This window comes from Caballeronia sp. LZ028, from assembly GCF_031451415.1.
Lineage (GTDB): Bacteria > Pseudomonadota > Gammaproteobacteria > Burkholderiales > Burkholderiaceae > Caballeronia > Caballeronia zhejiangensis.
The window spans coordinates 1,061,363-1,077,215 of record NZ_JARUXN010000003.1 but is presented as its reverse complement, the minus strand read 5'-3'; the positions used below and the strand labels follow the sequence as shown (position 1 = coordinate 1,077,215).

Annotated in this window: 16 protein-coding genes; 10 read left to right on the top strand and 6 right to left on the bottom strand. The window is 63.0% G+C overall.

What is annotated here, in order from left to right; translation table 11 throughout:
* The first annotated feature begins 17 nt into the window (after nt 1–17).
* Nucleotides 18–734 (top strand): DUF899 family protein, encoded by a 717-nt coding sequence (locus QCE58_RS22105; protein ID WP_250522058.1) that lies wholly within the window; start codon nt 18–20, stop codon nt 732–734.
* Between the two features lie 92 nt (nt 735–826).
* Nucleotides 827–1,888: a phytoene/squalene synthase family protein gene (locus tag QCE58_RS22100; protein WP_250522057.1), complete on the top strand. Its 1,062-nt coding sequence runs from the start codon at nt 827–829 to the stop codon at nt 1,886–1,888.
* Here QCE58_RS22100 and QCE58_RS22095 read toward each other — a convergent pair.
* Nucleotides 1,866–2,714: a LysR substrate-binding domain-containing protein gene (locus QCE58_RS22095; protein ID WP_008348983.1), complete on the bottom strand. Its 849-nt coding sequence runs from the start codon at nt 2,712–2,714 to the stop codon at nt 1,866–1,868. The genes QCE58_RS22100 and QCE58_RS22095 overlap by 23 nt on opposite strands.
* A 104-nt stretch (nt 2,715–2,818) precedes the next feature.
* Between QCE58_RS22095 and QCE58_RS22090 the strand changes: the two genes are divergently transcribed.
* Nucleotides 2,819–3,688, top strand: coding sequence for an alpha/beta fold hydrolase (locus tag QCE58_RS22090; protein WP_250522056.1), 870 nt, complete (start codon nt 2,819–2,821; stop codon nt 3,686–3,688).
* A 12-nt stretch (nt 3,689–3,700) separates the two neighbouring features.
* Here the strand turns inward: QCE58_RS22090 and dacB are convergent, their stop codons facing one another.
* Nucleotides 3,701–5,353: a D-alanyl-D-alanine carboxypeptidase/D-alanyl-D-alanine-endopeptidase gene (gene dacB, locus QCE58_RS22085; RefSeq protein ID WP_250522055.1), complete on the bottom strand. Its 1,653-nt coding sequence runs from the start codon at nt 5,351–5,353 to the stop codon at nt 3,701–3,703.
* A gap of 305 nt (nt 5,354–5,658) precedes the next feature.
* On the opposite strand from dacB, the gene QCE58_RS22080 reads away from it, so the two are divergent.
* Entirely contained in the window at nt 5,659–6,057 is a 399-nt protein-coding gene (locus QCE58_RS22080; protein WP_250436863.1) for a hypothetical protein, read from the top strand.
* Nucleotides 6,058–6,225: 168 nt separating this feature from the next.
* Nucleotides 6,226–7,128: a fructose bisphosphate aldolase gene (locus QCE58_RS22075; protein ID WP_235366260.1), complete on the top strand. Its 903-nt coding sequence runs from the start codon at nt 6,226–6,228 to the stop codon at nt 7,126–7,128.
* Nucleotides 7,129–7,135: 7 nt separating this feature from the next.
* Here QCE58_RS22075 and QCE58_RS22070 read toward each other — a convergent pair whose 3' ends face one another.
* Nucleotides 7,136–8,371 carry an NAD(P)/FAD-dependent oxidoreductase gene (locus QCE58_RS22070; RefSeq protein ID WP_250522054.1) on the bottom strand — a complete coding sequence of 412 codons (1,236 nt, stop codon included), beginning with the start codon at nt 8,369–8,371 and terminating at the stop codon, nt 7,136–7,138.
* A gap of 257 nt (nt 8,372–8,628) precedes the next feature.
* Between QCE58_RS22070 and QCE58_RS22065 the strand changes: the two genes are divergently transcribed.
* Nucleotides 8,629–8,931: a DUF4148 domain-containing protein gene (locus QCE58_RS22065; RefSeq protein WP_250522053.1), complete on the top strand. Its 303-nt coding sequence runs from the start codon at nt 8,629–8,631 to the stop codon at nt 8,929–8,931.
* A 68-nt stretch (nt 8,932–8,999) separates the two neighbouring features.
* On the opposite strand, the gene QCE58_RS22060 is transcribed toward QCE58_RS22065, so the two are convergent.
* The gene (locus QCE58_RS22060) at nt 9,000–9,941 is read right to left on the bottom strand and encodes a LysR family transcriptional regulator (protein WP_175982612.1); all 942 of its coding nucleotides are present in this window, start codon (nt 9,939–9,941) and stop codon (nt 9,000–9,002) included.
* Between the two features lie 112 nt (nt 9,942–10,053).
* Between QCE58_RS22060 and QCE58_RS22055 the strand changes: the two genes are divergently transcribed.
* From QCE58_RS22055 to QCE58_RS22045, 3 genes are all read left to right on the top strand, one after another.
* Entirely contained in the window at nt 10,054–11,565 is a 1,512-nt protein-coding gene (locus tag QCE58_RS22055) for a CoA-acylating methylmalonate-semialdehyde dehydrogenase (protein ID WP_008348966.1), read from the top strand.
* Nucleotides 11,566–11,731: 166 nt separating this feature from the next.
* Nucleotides 11,732–12,646 carry a LysR family transcriptional regulator gene (locus QCE58_RS22050; protein WP_008348964.1) on the top strand — a complete coding sequence of 305 codons (915 nt, stop codon included), beginning with the start codon at nt 11,732–11,734 and terminating at the stop codon, nt 12,644–12,646.
* Between the two features lie 25 nt (nt 12,647–12,671).
* Nucleotides 12,672–13,763, top strand: coding sequence for a nitronate monooxygenase family protein (locus QCE58_RS22045; RefSeq protein WP_250436860.1), 1,092 nt, complete (start codon nt 12,672–12,674; stop codon nt 13,761–13,763).
* Nucleotides 13,764–13,768: 5 nt separating this feature from the next.
* Here QCE58_RS22045 and QCE58_RS22040 read toward each other — a convergent pair whose 3' ends face one another.
* On the bottom strand, nt 13,769–13,960 hold the full coding sequence (locus QCE58_RS22040) for a hypothetical protein (RefSeq protein WP_175982610.1): 192 nt from the start codon (nt 13,958–13,960) through the stop codon (nt 13,769–13,771).
* 112 nt (nt 13,961–14,072) lie between these two features.
* Between QCE58_RS22040 and QCE58_RS22035 the strand changes: the two genes are divergently transcribed.
* Nucleotides 14,073–14,312, top strand: a complete 240-nt coding sequence (locus tag QCE58_RS22035; RefSeq protein ID WP_250436859.1) for a hypothetical protein — start codon at nt 14,073–14,075, stop codon at nt 14,310–14,312.
* Between the two features lie 241 nt (nt 14,313–14,553).
* Here the strand turns inward: QCE58_RS22035 and QCE58_RS22030 are convergent, their stop codons facing one another.
* Nucleotides 14,554–15,849, bottom strand: a complete 1,296-nt coding sequence (locus QCE58_RS22030) for a TolC family outer membrane protein (protein ID WP_250522052.1) — start codon at nt 15,847–15,849, stop codon at nt 14,554–14,556.
* Nucleotides 15,850–15,853: the final 4 nt, after the last annotated feature.

Genomic DNA, 15,853 nt, shown 5'->3' with positions numbered 1-15,853 from the left:
CTGAAAGGAGATCGGATATGAGCACGACCACGAACTACATTCCCGCCGATGAACTCGCGCAGCGCGCGACGATGAGATTTCCCAACGAAAGCGCCGAATATCGCCGGGCGCGCACCGCGTTGCTGGCCGAGGAAATCGACTTGCGCCGGCATATCGAGCGCGTCGCGCAGATGCGTCGCGCGTTGCCGCCCGGCGGCGAAGTGACGGGCGATTATCGATTCGACGGCGAGCGTGGCGCGGTTGATTTCGCCGGGCTCTTCGGCGACAAGGACACGCTCGTCACGTATAGCTACATGTTCGGGCCGCAGCGCGAGCGGCCGTGTCCGATGTGCACGTCGCTCTTGTCGGCGTGGGACGGCGAGGCGCGCGATATCGAGCAGCGCGTGGCGCTCGCGGTGATCGCGCGTTCGCCGCTCGCGAAACTCGTCGCGTTCAAGAAGGAGCGCGGCTGGCGCGACCTGCGGCTTTTCTCCGATACGAACGGCAACTTCAGCCGCGACTATCACGCGATATCGAAGGAAGGCGGCGACGATCCCGCGCTCAACGTCTTCACGCGGCGTGACGGCGTGATCCGTCATTTCTGGAGCGGCGAGATGGATTTTTCGACCGCCGATCCGGGCGAGGATCCGCGCGGCGCGCCCGATCCGATGCCGCTCTGGACCGTGCTCGACATGACGCCCGAGGGACGCGGGACGAACTGGTATCCGAAGCTGGATTACGGGCCGCGTGACTGAGCCGGTCGCTGCCGGAGGAAATCGACGAGGACGGATACAATGCCGCGGCGCGCTTTCCAACGCGCTTCCGGCCGAGTCATCCGATCCAAGTCATGAACAATTCGCCCCGGGCCTTCCTGCTGGGCCCGCTTCTCAAGAGCGTGTCGCGGTCGTTTTATCTCACGCTGCGCATTTTGCCGGCGGGCATGCGCGATCCCATCGGGCTCGCGTATCTGCTTGCGCGCGCCGCCGATACGATCGCGGATACATCGCTGATTTCGCCGCAGCGTCGGCTGGAATTGCTGCTCTCGCTGCGCGCGCAAATCAACGGTGCGCCCGACGACGGCGCGCTCGCGCGCATCGCGGGTGAGGTCGCGGGGCAGCAGGCGCAGCCGGACGAACGCGCGCTGCTCGAATCGCTCGATGCGGCGCTCGCGATCCTGCCGCAATTGAACGCCGACGACCGGGCCGCCGTGCGCGACATCGTCACGACGCTTTCCACCGGCATGGAGTTCGATCTGCGCACGTTTCCCGACGAAACATCGGGCGAGATCGTCGCGTTGCGGGAATTCGGCGAACTGGATCGCTATACGTATCTCGTCGCGGGTTGCGTCGGCGAATTCTGGACGAAGATGACGTACGCGCATATGCCCGGCACGCTGAAAGCCGCGCCCGACACGATGCTCGCGCTCGGCGTGCGCTTCGGCAAGGCGCTGCAGATGACCAACGTGCTGCGCGACTGCGCGAAGGATTTGCGCATCGGCCGATGCTATCTGCCCGAATCGATGCTCGCGCGGCATGGCCTCACGCCGCAAAATGTGTTGCGGCCCGAAACGTCGGCGCGCGCGCGGCCCGTGCTTTTCGAATTGCTGCGCACGTCGCTCGCGCTGTTTCAAGACGCCGTCGATTACACGCTCGCGATTCCGGCGAGCGCGATCCGTCTGCGTCTCGCGTGTCTCTGGCCGATCATGATCGGCCTCGATACGCTCGTCCTGCTCGCGCGCAACGAAGCGTGGCTCGATCCGCGGAAGGTCTCGAAGGTGCGCCGCAACGACGTGTACCGGATCATGGCGGCGTCGTTGCCGATGGTCGTATCGAACGGCATGTTGCGCGCGTGGACCGCGCGCCGCGTTCAGGCGATAGAAGCCGAAATCAGCGCCGCAACTCGGCCATGATGCGTTCGGCGAGAAAGTCGCACGGCGGCCGTTTCGACGCCGCGCTGCGCGCCAGAACCACTTCGAGCGTGCCAATATCGGGCAGGCCTTGCGCCGGCCCGAGCAGCGTGAAATGCGCCGGCACCGCGCATTTCGCGAGCGGCGTCACGGCGAGACCGGCTTCGGCCATCGTCAGCAGACCGAGCAGGCTCGGACTTTCATACGACGTGCGATAGCCGATGCGCGCGCGCTCCAGGCTGCGGATCGCGTTTTCGCGCGCGACGCTGCCCGGCAAAAACACGGCGATGGGCAAGGGCCGCTCCTTCCAGATCTCGGTGCCGGGCGCGGCGGCCCAGACCATCGGCTCGTGGCGGAGAAATTCGCCCGACAAACCCTTCACGCGCGTCGCGCAGACAAGATCGACCGAGCCGTCTTTCACCATCGGCGCGAGCGCGACGCTCGGCAGGCCGACCACCTGAATCTCGACTTTCGGATACGTCGCCGAGAATTTCTTGAGGATCGGCGGAAAAAGCGACGACGCGTAATCGTCCGGCACGCCGATCACCACGCGTCCCGTCACGTCCGGCCGCACGACCGCCGCCCATGCCTCGTCGCGCAGCGCGATCATGCGCCGCGCGTAGGTGAGGAGCACTTCGCCGTCCTGCGTCGGCACCACGCTGCGCGGCTTGCGCACGAACAGCGCCTTGCCCAGCGCGGTTTCCAGCGTCTTGATCTGCATGCTGACCGCCGACTGCGAGCGATGCACGAGCTCCGCCGCGCGGCTGATGTTGCCGGTATCCGCGACCGCGATGATCATCGAAAGGACGTCCAGATCGAGCGCTTTCATGGTGAGCGACCGGTTGCTATCAGAAATTCTGAACGATTCTATCAAAATTATGCGTTTTTCTTTTGCTTCGCCGCGGCGCATAGTCGCATCCAAGGAGCTAACTCATGAACGCGCGAACCGATCTCTCCGTCCTCACTGCCGTGCAAGGTCTGCCTGAACCGTCGTTTGCCACGACGAAATCGGGCATTTCCGTGCCGTATATCGAGTGCGGCGAGGGCGAGCCGCTCGTTCTCGTGCATGGCTCGCTGTGCGATTACCGCTACTGGGACGCGCAGATTCTGCCGCTCGCGAAGCATTTCCGCGTGATCGCGCCGAGCCTGTCGCATTACTGGCCCGCCGTCGATGCTTTCGTGCAAGGCGAATTCGGCTGGGAAGCGCATGTCGCGGAAATGGCGGAGTTCATCGAGGCGCTCGATCTCGCGCCTGTGCATCTCGTCGGGCATTCGCGCGGCGGCTGCGTCGCGTTTCATCTGGCGCGCGAGTATCCACGGCTCGTGAAGACGCTCACGCTCGCCGATCCGGGCGGTCCGCTGCAAACCTCGCCGCAGGCCACGCCCGCCACGCTGCCGCCCGCGACCAACGCGCTGCGCACGCGCGTGGCCGAGCTGATCGAACAGGGCGAATTCGACCGCGGCCTCGAAATGTTCGTGGATTCGGTCAGCATGCCGGGCTTTTGGAAGAGGAGCACGGAGAGCTTCCGTCGCATGGCGCTGGATAACGCGCTCACGCTGCCGAAGCAATTCCGCGATCCGCTGCCCGCATACACGCGCGAAGCGGCGCGCGACATCAAGTGCCGCACGCTGCTGATCGACGGCGAGAAAAGCCCGCGCATGTTCCGCAACAACGTCGAGAAGCTCGAAGAGTGGATCGAGTTCGCGGAGCGTCAGACGATCGCGCGCGCATCGCACGGCATGAACGTCGCGAGTCCCGGCGCGTTCAATCGCGCGGTGCTGGCGTTCGCCGGCGCATGGTGAGCCGAAAGCGGCTCACTGCAGCTTCCAGATGTTCGCCGCGATCGTGCCTTCGTCGTTGAACACGTTGATGATGTCGGGCACGTCGCTGATCGGCACGTTGTTCACGATCAGCGCGAACGCGAGCCTTCGTCCGCTTTTCGCGTCGATATAACCCGCGAGCGCCTGACCTTTGAGCGTGGTCGTCGCGGTGCCGTCGGGATTTTCGGTGCCGGTCACGTACGTTCCCGTCTTCGCGTACACCTTGCCTTTCGCGCCCGCGAGCGTCGGATCGGCTTCGAAGTCGGTCGTGCTCGCGAGCGAGCCGTCGACGCCGAGAAAAGGCATCGAATCCAGATACGCCGGGAACGCCGGACGGCCGTTCATCGCGCGCAACATCGCGATGACCGCGACCGGCGTCGCCGTCGTTTCGCCGCCACCGCTGCCGTCGATGAAATGCGTCTGGCTCATCGGCACGTTGAACGGCGCGGCGGATAGCTTCGCGTTCTCCGCCGCGAGCGCCGACTGAAGCGTGGTCGAACCGTTGTTCGCGACGCCGAATAGCATGAGGCTCGTGTCCGCGCCGATGTTGTAGCTGACCTTCAGAATCCACTTCGAATATTCGCTGTACGGCTGCGATGTGAGCTGCGCGACGCGCGTATCGGCGGAATATGAATTCTTCGCGGGCAGAAGTTGCGTCGGGTTGTTTTCGACAACCGGCGCCGTGACCCTCACGCCGGCGCGCGCGAGCGCCTCGATGAGCACCGTGCGCGCATAGTTCTGCGGCGCGGTGATGCGGAACGTGCGGATGACCGGGAAATTCGGCACGATCGGCGGCACGTAATTCGCCGGAATCGAACCGCCGATCGTGCCGGTGCAGGCAAGCGAGCCGAAGCAGGTCGGGTCCGTCGGCGTGACGGTGATTTTCGCCTCGGTGCCCGCCGCCGCTGTCATCAACGTGGATTGCACCGTGAACGCCGATGATTTCGGCCGATAGTCCACCGGCGTCGCCGAGCCGGCGCTGCCCTGCGAGATGATCGTATCGACGACATCGTCATTCACGAAGATCGACCGCAATTGAAATTCGCCGCGAAAGTCGGAGGGTTCGAAAAGCCGATCGTCGATGACGACTTCGCCGTTGACATTCTTGATGCCCGCTGCCGCCACCTGCGCCGCGAGCGCGTCGTAGCCCGCGAGCGGATCGGGCGCGGTGATCTGCGCATTGCCGAGATTGTTCGCTTCGTTGTGGTCGAAGTTGGTCCAGGCGAGCGTGCCGTCGGCGTTCGTGCGGCCGCCCATCGAGAGATCGCCGCTCGCGACGAGCACGAGATTGCCGTTGAGCGTGCCGGCCGCATCGACGGTTCCCGTGCGATACACCGGCGTCTGAAACTGATGCTGCGCGCCGTATTGATCGAGCGCCGCGCCGAGCGAAAACACCTTGCGCACCGACGCCACATACACCTGCGCGTTCGAATTCATGTCGTAGACGAGATCGCCCGAGTTCAGATCGACGACGCGCAATGCCCACGTCGCGCCCTGATACATGGGCTTTTTCATGATCTGCGTGATGGCGTCGGGGACGGACGTATCGGTGGAATCGGAGCCGCCGCATCCGGTTACGGACGTGACGAGCGCGCAGCCGAGAGCGAGAGCGGCCACGCGTGCCGGACTTCCTGAAAGCGGGTTCATGACGCGGCTCCGATAAAGGCACATCGCGCTCCGCACCGGAGCGAACATCCATACGTCGGGACTGCTTCACAGCGCAGACAGGACATGTCGGCGGCCGCCCATCATTTCGCAGCGAGGCGGGTGAGTGAATTAAATACCTTACACGAGCCTTGTCAAGCGAGGACTATCGCGAATCCAGTGCTTCAGGCAAGCGCTTTTTGTTTGAAATCGCGAATGCTTTTCGTCTGCTTGTTGTGACGCGACAACGGAAAAAAGTTTGGCGCGGGCTAACATCTTCGGCACCTCATCGCGAAGAAGAGGACACCTTGAGCACGGCCCACGACGATCTCGATGCATGGAAACGCCGGCGCACGCTCGAACTGGCGTACGAGCTGGCCGATAGCGGCCGCTACGAAGATTTCACCGATATCGCCTATGCGCTGCAATTCGAGCGCGGCATGGCGACCGCGCAAGCGCTGATCGACGACCCCGACATGCGCCGCGTGCTGAACCAGCGTTGCGGCGACGCGCGCGAAAAGCTCGCGCCGGTTCCGGAGCCCGTTCCCGAACCGGAGGCGATCGAAGCTGCATCGGAAGCATCGAACGATCATGCGCAACTGCCACAAGCCGGCGACTTCACGCGCGCGCCATCGCTCTTCAAGCGCGCCCTCGGCATCGTCTGGCGATCCGGCAACGCGGGCGGCCTCAATTCCGCTCCTTCCTGAAGTTTTCTTGTCGCGGGCCGTGCGCCAGCGCACGACATCACCCCATTTGCGCGCAAATGGCGGATTTGCACGACTTGAGCGCCCGTCAAAACCTTTACACTTGCAGAAGCTGAACCATAAGCCCGGACTGTGCGCGCACAAGTCCGGTGTTTGAACTTCGAGGAGGAAATGTTCGTGGCTAACGAAAAGATGCTCGCGCAAATGGCTGAGAAGGATGGTTTCATCGCTGCTCTGGATCAGAGCGGCGGATCGACGCCCGGCGCGCTGCGGCAATACGGAATTCCGGACGACGCCTACAACGGCGACGCCGAAATGTTCAAGCTGATGCATGAAATGCGCGTGCGTATCATCACGGCGCCTTCGTTCACGGGCAAGAAGGTGATCGGCGCGATTCTGTTCGAGCGCACGATGGACGGCGAAGCGGAAGGCAAGCCCGTTCCCACGTTCCTGTGGGAAGACCGCGGCGTCGTGCCGTTCCTGAAGGTCGACAAGGGTCTCGAAGCCGAAGCCGACGGCGTGCAGATCATGAAGCCGATCCCCGGTCTCGACGATCTTCTGGCGCGCGCCGTGAAGCTCGGCATCTTCGGCACGAAGATGCGCTCGGTGATCCATCAAGCCGACGAAAAGGGCATCGCCGCCGTGGCGAAGCAGCAGTTCGAAGTGGGCGCGCAGATCATCAAGCACGGTCTCGTGCCGATTCTCGAACCCGAAGTCTCGATCAAGAGCCCGGACAAGAAAGGCGCGGAAAAGATTCTGCGCGACGAATTGCTGAAGGGCCTCGACGCGCTGCCGGAATCGAGCAACGTGATGATCAAGCTGACCATCCCCGACGAGGCGGATTTCTATCGTCCGCTGATCGAGCATCCGCGTGTCGTGCGTGTCGTCGCGCTGTCGGGCGGCTATACGCGCAGCGACGCGTGCAAGAAGCTCGCGCAGAACCACGGCATGATCGCGAGCTTCTCGCGCGCGCTCATCAACGAGCTGAAGAAGGACATGAGCGACAGCGAGTTCGACAAGACGCTCGAGCAGTCGATCGACGAGATCTACGAAGCGTCCGTGAAGAAGGTCTGACGCTTCGTTACTTGTTGGCGCGTTCGGTAGGCGGCGGCGTTTGCACGACGGGCGCCGCCGCCCGAAAAATGTCCTCGCGCGTGCCGCTTTTCGGCGGATAGATGCGCTCGCCGTTGATCGTGCGCTTCGTCGCCTTCGCCGTCTCTCCTTCCGAGACGAGCTTTCTGTCCCATCCTTCCGTATACACCGCGCCCCACGGCCCGAGATCGCAGATGGTCGTGTACCAGTCGATCGACAGCGGCAGCATCTCCAGCCCGAATAGATCGCAGACGGCGTTGTTGCCCGCGTAACGTCCCATCGGCCGGCCATGCTGGCACGACATCACCGATGGCCGCGTGCCGTCGATCAATATGCGCGCGCAATCGCCCGCCGCGAACACGCCCGGCACGCCTTCCGCGCGCAGAAACGTATCGACGGGCACGCGTCCGAGCGGGTCCAGCGTGACCGGCAATTGCGCCGCGAGCGCGTTCGCGTGCATGCCGCCGCACCAGACGACCGTCGCCGCTTCGATGCGCTCGCTCGCCGCGCCATCGTGGAGCGTGAGACCTTGGCCATCGACCGATTCGAGCGTCACGCCTGGCCGCATCTCGACTTCGAGCGTCTGCAACGCGCCTTCGATGACATGCTGCGCGCCGCCCATCGATTGCGCGATCCGCGCCGAACGATCCGCGAGCACGACGCGCACCTTGCCGCGATCCTTTTCCGCGACGATCTCGCGCAGGCGCGCGGGCAATTCCGCCGCCAACTCGATGCCCGTCAGTCCCGCGCCGACCACGACCGCCGTATAGCGGCCGGGCGTGTCGGGCAGCGCGGGCAAGGTCAGCAGATGCGCCTGCAGCTTGCACGCGCCCGCGTAGGTGTCGACATCGAATGAATAGCGATCGAGGCCCGGAATCGGCGGACGCACGAGCACGCTGCCTGCCGCGAGGATCATCCGGTCGTAGTCGAGCGTCTCCGATGCTCCGTCGCGTTCGATCGTCACACGGCGATTCGCGCTGTCGAGGCTCGTCGCCTTCGCCTGAATCAGGTGCACGCCCGCGGGCCCGAGCACGGTATCGAGTTGCACGAGCGTCGGGTCGAGCGGCTGTTCGTAGTTGCGCACCCGCACGCTATGAAAAGGCACCGGATTGACGATGGCGACTTCCGCTTCGTCGGCGTGCCCGAGTTCGTCCAGCTTGCGCGCCGCCGACAGCGCGCTCCACAGACCGGCGAAACCCGCGCCAATCACAAGGATTCGTTTCAAGGCCATTCCCCTGATTAAACGATCGTTCGTGCTATGCGTCGCGTAGAACGGCGCTCCGTTCTTGGTTATAGGCGATTCGCAAGGCGTTGGTTCTCATCGCGCGTGCCCGTATTAGTCGGGTTTTCGCCAAAAGTGATTTCGCCGTTTAGGTATTTACCCTAGGGCGTGCGATACCTAAACTCTGTTCAACGGTCGCGCACGAAGCAAACAAGGCAGCGTGAGCGGCAACTCAAAACTTATGGATGGAGGAAAGCATCATGAACAAGTTCATCGGTACCGCAGCGGTCGCTCTTGCTTTTGCCGCGCCGGTCGCATCGTTCGCGCAGTCGAATCAGCCTTTGACGCGCGCCGAAGTCCGCGAGCAAATCGTGCAATTGGAAAAGGCCGGATATAACCCGAACGTCATCAGCGATTCGAAGTATCCCGCCGACGTTCAAGCTGCCGAAGCGCGCGTCGCCGCGCAAAACGGATATGGCGGTGTGGCGGATGGTTCAGCGCAATCGGGCGCTCGCGTCAATGCGGTTCAAGCCGACGTTTTCCCGACGTTCGCGCATCACTGAGCAGCAAGCAGCAAGCCGCAAGCCGCATCACGAAACGCGCTGGTCTCGGACCGGCGCGTTTTTTCGTTCTAGAGCGGAAAGCCGCCTGCGAAAGTCTCGCGCAAATATCCGATGAAAAGCGCGACCGCGCGTGGCACATGCGGCGCATAAGGCCGCACCACGAATAGCTGATCCGCGAACGCGCCGACCGGACGCCACTCCGGCAACAGCACGACGAGCTTTCCCGCTTGCACGGCGGCCTGCGCGGTGAAATCCGGCAAGAGCGCGATGCCGAGATCGTCGAGCGCTGCATCGCGCAGCACTTCGCTGTTGTTCGCCGCGAAAGGACCGCTCACCGCGAGCGTATGAGGCCCGGTCGAAGTCTTGCGCCCGCCTTTCCTTTCGAACGACCAGATGCTCGATGCTTGCGGCCGCGGATAGACAAGGCAATCGTGCGTGACGAGATCGTTGGGCGTCGCCGGCGTGCCGCGCCGCTTCAGATAGGCGCGTGTCGCGACGATCACCGAACGGGTATCGCACAGCTTCCACGCGACGTGCGTATCCGGCACCTGCGCGCTGTGCCGCAGCGCGAGATCGAAGCCTTCGGTCGCGATCGAACTCAACCGGTCCGATGCCTCCAGTTGCACCCGCACATCGGGGTGCGCGTGCAGAAATCCGGCCATGCGCGGCACGAGCTGCTGCCGCGAAAAGGCCATCGGCGCGGTTACGCGTATGAGCCCGCGCGCGACGCCCGCCATCTCCTTGACGCTCATGAAGCTCGATGCGATGCGCTCGTACTGCTCGCGCGTATCGTCGACGAGCCTGCGGCCCGCTTCGGTGAAACGCACGCTGCGCGTCGTGCGCGTGACGAGCGGCACGCCCGCCGCGCGCTCCAGTTCGGCGATGCGCTGGCTCATCGCCGCTTTCGATACGTTCAGCCGCGCGGCGGCGGCCGTGTAGCTGCCTTGTTCCGCAAGCACGGTGAGCCAGTGCAAATGGGTCCACAGACCTTCGATCTTTTGCTCGTCCATCAACCGATTGTTTGCCAATATAAACAATGAGTTCAATCATAGCGTCTTTGCAAGGGGCGCATCGCTTCCTACACTGTGTCAATTGCCAAACCAGTCCGTGAGAGGAGACAGCATGCAAGCGTTCAACGATACCGCCGACGTCGTTCATTACATTCACGGCGAGCGCACGCATGGCTCGGCCACGCGCACGCAGCCGGTGTTCAATCCCGCGACGGGCGAGCGTCCGCGCAAGCTCGTGCTCGGTGAAGCCGCCGATGTCGATGCAGCCGTCGCGAGCGCGAAAGCCGCGTTCCCGGCCTGGCGCGACACGCCGCCGATCCGCCGCGCGCGCGTCATGCTGAAGTTCCTCGAACTGATGAACAAGCATCGCGACGAACTCGCCGCGATCATCACCGCCGAGCACGGCAAGGTCTTCTCGGATGCGCAGGGTGAAGTGTCGCGCGGCATCGACGTGATCGAATTCGCATGCGGCATTCCGCAACTGCTGAAGGGCGACTACACCGAACAGGTCTCGACGGGCATGGACAACTGGACGACGCGCCAGCCGCTCGGCATCGTCGCGGGCATCACGCCGTTCAACTTTCCGTGCATGGTGCCGTGCTGGATGTTCCCGGTCGCGATCGCGGCGGGCAACGCGTTCATTCTGAAGCCGAGCGAGCGCGATCCGTCGGCGTCGCTGTTCATGGCCGATCTGCTCAAGGAAGCCGGTTTGCCCGATGGCATCTTCAACGTCGTGCAGGGCGACAAGGTCGTCGTCGATGCGCTGCTCGCGCATCCGCAAGTGAAGGCGATCAGCTTCGTCGGCTCCACGCCGATCGCGAACTACATCTACGAGACCGGCGCGAAGCACGGCAAGCGCGTGCAGGCGCTCGGCGGCGCGAAGAATCACATGGTCGTGATGCCCGATGCGAACATCGATCAGGCCGTCGATGCGTTGATCGGCGCGGGCTACGGCTCGGCCGGCGAGCGCTGCATGGCGATCTCGGTCGCGGTGCTCGTGGGCGATGTCGCCGACAAGATCGTGCCGCGTCTCGCAGAGCGCGCGCAGCAACTCAAGATCAAGAACGGCATGGAAGACGACGCGGAAATGGGTCCGATCGTCACCCGCCAGGCACTCGAACGCATCGAAGGTTATATCGCGCTGGGCGTGGAAGAAGGCGCGAAACTCGTCGTCGATGGCCGCGGCTTCAAGGTGCCGGGCCACGAAGACGGCTTCTTCACGGGCGGCACGCTGTTCGATCATGTCACGCCGGACATGCGCATCTACAAGGAAGAAATCTTCGGCCCGGTACTCGCGTGCGTGCGCGTGAAGGACTTCAGCGAAGCGGTCGATCTCGTCAACGAGCACGAATTCGGCAACGGCGTCGCCTGCTATACGAGCGATGGTCATATCGCGCGCGAATTCGGCCGTCGCATCGAAGTGGGCATGGTCGGCATCAACGTGCCGATTCCGGTGCCGATGGCGTGGCACGGATTCGGCGGCTGGAAGCGCAGCCTTTTCGGCGACATGCACGCGTATGGCGAAGAAGGCGTGCGCTTCTACACGAAGCAGAAGTCGATCATGCAGCGCTGGCCCGAGAGCACGGAGAAGGGCGCGGAATTCGTGATGCCGACCGCGAAGTAATCGATCGTTACGCTTGCAACTAATCGCCCGCTTTTTCCGTGTGGAAGAAGCGGGCGTTCGTTTTTGTGCCCCGGCGCGCCGAACCGTATGAAACGCCGTCGGTTGACCGTTCATGTGCAAGCGGCGAAGATGCAGCAAAAACGACAGCGACGCGAAGCCAATCGACATGCAGCGGCAATTCGACGACCTTCTTCTCGGCAGCATCGAACTCTTCTGCCTTGCAGCCGAACTCGGCAGCTTCACGCTCGCGGCGACCGCTGCGAGCGTCACGCCGGCGGCCGTGAGCCGCTCGGTCGCGCGACTCGAAAAGCGCCTCGCCGTGCGGCTTTTCGTGCGTACGACGCGCCAGATTCGACTGACCGATGCAGGACGTCGCTACTTCGAGCAATGTCGCGATGCGCTCAATCGTCTCGCGGAAGCGGAGCGCGAAGCCACCGGCCAGCAGACGACGCCGAAGGGCGTGTTGCGCATCAGCATGCCGACGCCTTACGGGCATTACCGCATGCTGCCGTTGCTTGCGGAGTTCAGAGAGCGTTATCCCGATGTCACGGTCGAAGCGCATCTGAGCAACCGCAACATCGACTTCGCCGATGAAGGTTTCGACCTCGCGATACGCGGACGCGCACCCCGCGATTCCGGTCTGATCGCGCGCAAGCTCGAAGATGCGGAGTTGGTCACGGTGGCGTCGCCGGCTTATCTGAAGCGCGCGGGCGTGCCGAAAACAATCGAAGATCTGCTCGCGCACGAATGCATCCAGTTCGAGATGCCAAGTACCGGACGGCCCGTGCCGTGGCTCTTCATGCAGAACGGCGAACTCGTGGAAATCACGACGCAAGGCGGCTACGGCACGTCCGGCGATGCGCTCGCGGGCATTCCGCTCGCGCGTCACGGCGCGGGTCTGTTCCAGATTTATCGCTTCACCGTCGAGGAAGAATTGCGCGCGGGCACGCTTGTCGAGGTGCTGCGCGATTACGGCGGATGCAGCAGGCCGTTCATCCTGCTGTATCCGCACGGCAGACATTTGTCGTCGCGCGTGCGGGCTTTTGTCGACTTCGTCGTCGAGAAGCTCGGCACGCGTTGAATCAACGTTCAGAGGATGCACATTCATGAGCAAGAACGCATTGACATCGCTACTCGGCATCGACGTGCCGATCATTCAGGCGCCGATGGCCGGCGTCAGCACGCCCGCGCTCGCGGCGGCCGTATCGAATGCGGGCGGGCTCGGCTCGCTCGGCGTCGGCGCGATGAACGCGGAAGGCGCGCGCAAGGTGATTCGCGAGACGCGCGAGCTGACGAGCAAGCCGTTCAACATCAACGTGTTCTGTCATGAGCCGGCCCGCGCCGACGCCGCTATCGAGCAGGCATGGACGAACTGGCTCGCGCCGGTGTTCGCGCAATACGGCGCGACGCCGCCCGCGAAGCTGAGCGAGATTTATACGAGCTTCGTCGTCGATGATGCCATGCTCCGGGTCTTCGTCGAAGAGAAGCCCGCGATCGTGAGTTTTCACTTCGGCTTGCCGTCGAAGGAATACATCGATGCGTTGCGCAACGCGGGCATCAAACTGATTGCGTCCGCAACCAATTTGCGTGAGGCGGAGCAGGTCGTCGCGGCGGGCATGGATGCGATCGTCGCGCAGGGCATCGAAGCGGGCGGACATCGCGGCATCTTCGATCCGCAAGCCGACGACGACAACCTCGGCACGTTGGCGCTGACGCGTCTTCTCGCCAGCAAGTTCGATGTGCCCGTGATCGCGGCGGGCGGCATCATGGACGGCGCGGGCATTGCGGCGGCGCTTGCGCTGGGCGCACAGGCCGCGCAATTGGGCACGGCGTTCGTGCCTTGCACGGAGACGTCGATCGATGCGGGCTACCGTCGCGCGATCTTGACCGATGCGGCCGAACGCACGACGTTCACATCGGCGATTTCGGGGCGCAAGGCGCGCGGCCTCGTCAACAAGTTCACCGAACTCGGGCGCGCCGAAGGAGCGCCTGCCATTCCCGCGTATCCGATTACCTACGATGCAGGCAAGGCATTGCACGCAGCGGCGAAAGCAAAGAGCGAATTCGGCTACGGCGCGCAATGGGCAGGGCAAGCCGCCGCGCTCGCGCGCGAGTTGCCCGCCGCCGAATTGATGGCGCGGCTGCAAGACGAACTGCGGGAAAGCATCGCGGGATTGCAGCGATATGCATCGCGTTGAATGCGCTAGTTGTATTCGGTGACGACGGTCACGAGCGTCGTCGATTCGGCGCGCGCGTTTTCGGATCGCCGTATCAGAAGCGCGCCGCCTGCCGGGCCTACGTGATATGAGCGGCCCAGGGACGGCCCGACGCGCTGTCCCGCGCCGTCGATGAAATGCGAGCTCACCGCAGCGGCACGATCGCCCACTACGACCAACGAAACCTCCGCGCTCGGCGCATTGTGCGGTGGCGCGTAATAGGTGACAACGGCGGAGGAACGTACGCCTTTCACATCAGCGGAATCGTTCTGGAATCCACTGGTTCCGAGCATGGAAGCAGATCTGGCAGCGATGTCAAACGGCGGCGCAACCAATGCACCTCTGAACGTGATCGTGCCGCCCGGAACGAGCGTCGCGAAAGCCGGCACGCAAAGCCCGGCAAGGGAACTCACGACGGCGCAGCGCAGCGCGTGCCGGGCAATAGTCAACCACTTCGCTTTTCTCATCTCGGCCCCTGTAATGAAACTTCTTGTGCTCGGGATTCCTTATCTGCGCGCTGCGGGAACATAATCAGCTTAAGAACATAATAAGACTCATCCTATTTTTGGAGCAAATCTTTTTTGAGATTTGATAGATGCCTGCGAGACGGCATGCAAATAACTCATGTCGATCCTTTTAGGCAACAAAAAACGCGCAATGGGAAATTCCCGATGCGCGTTTCAAGCGTATTAGAGCGAACTGCTCTGGCAAAGCCAGAAGGGTTACGTGAACGAACTCAAGGTATTCGGCACGTCAATGCACTCTTGCACAGTCAGCGTAAGGATGGTCCGTTGTCCGATGTTTTCGCGCAGCACAACAGCGTGTTTGCGTAGGAAATATCGTCGATGGTCAGGGACGCAACGTTCGCCTTCAATTGCAACGAGGAAACGATAACCTCGTATCGAGAACGCATGAGATCGCGGCGAACCGTAAAGTACGAGTCGAGCGCACGCAGAACGTCGACCTGCGTCCGGCTGCCGACCTTGAAGCCCGTTTCGGTTGCGGCCAATGCTTCCTTTGATGTCTGCAATAGCTGTTCGAGTGAGATACTCCGAACGCGCGCCTTTAGATATGCAGCGTAGTTTTCACGCGCATCCTTCTCGGCCGTGAAGGACGCGGATTCGATCGCGTCCTGCGCTTTGTCCTGCTGCGCCAGGCTTTGCTTCAATCGCGCCTGTATCTCTCCGCCGGAGAAGAGCGGCATCATCACCTGGAGCATGGCTGTGGTCGTGGTGGTCGGGCGCGCATAGCCCGACGCTGCGCCAGCCGGCGTGTAGGTGCCGGTAAGCGAGACGACCGGATAGTGCGCCGCACGCGCCTTTTTCGAATCCATCTTCGCGATTTCGAGCTCGAGCTGTTTCGATTGCACATCGTAGCCGCTCGAACTCGCCTGACCGGCCCAGACATCCGGATCTTCCGGCTCGATACGCGGCAGCTTCGTGCCCGCTGCAAGACCCGAAAGCGGCGAGAATGGCTTGCCGCTCATCTGCTGTAGAACGCGACGCTTCACCTCCATGTCCTGACGCGCGTCGGCGTTTTGAATCCGCGCCTGGGCGAGAGCGACATCGATATCGCGCTCGTCTATGACAGTCGCTTCGCCGGCGGCGCGCTTACGGCGCGTTTGCCTGTGCTGTTCATCGATGGCGGCGAGATATTCGCTCGTACGTTCGAGTTCGTCCTCCGCCGCGAGCGCATCGAAATAGGCGCGAACCGCCTTGAGCATCGCCGCTTGCTGCGCGGCCGCGAATTGCACCGCGCCTTGAGCGACGACCAGATCGGCCTGCTGATAGGTCGTCCATTTGGCCCAGTCGAAGAGGGGCTGCGCGGCCTGAAAAGTCCATCCGTTTTGCCAATAGCTCTGACGCGGAAAACCGTCCGTTTTGATTTCGTTATACGCACGGCCCCATCCTCCGCTTATCTGCGGCAGCAAGGCAGCTCGCGCAATGGGAATGGCCTGCTTCGACGCCTCATAGGCGGCGCGTGCCTGCGCGAGATCGGCATCCTGTGAGAGCGACGCATTCACCATATCGAGCAGATCGCTCGCGCATGTCTGATTAGCCAGCGTCATGCAG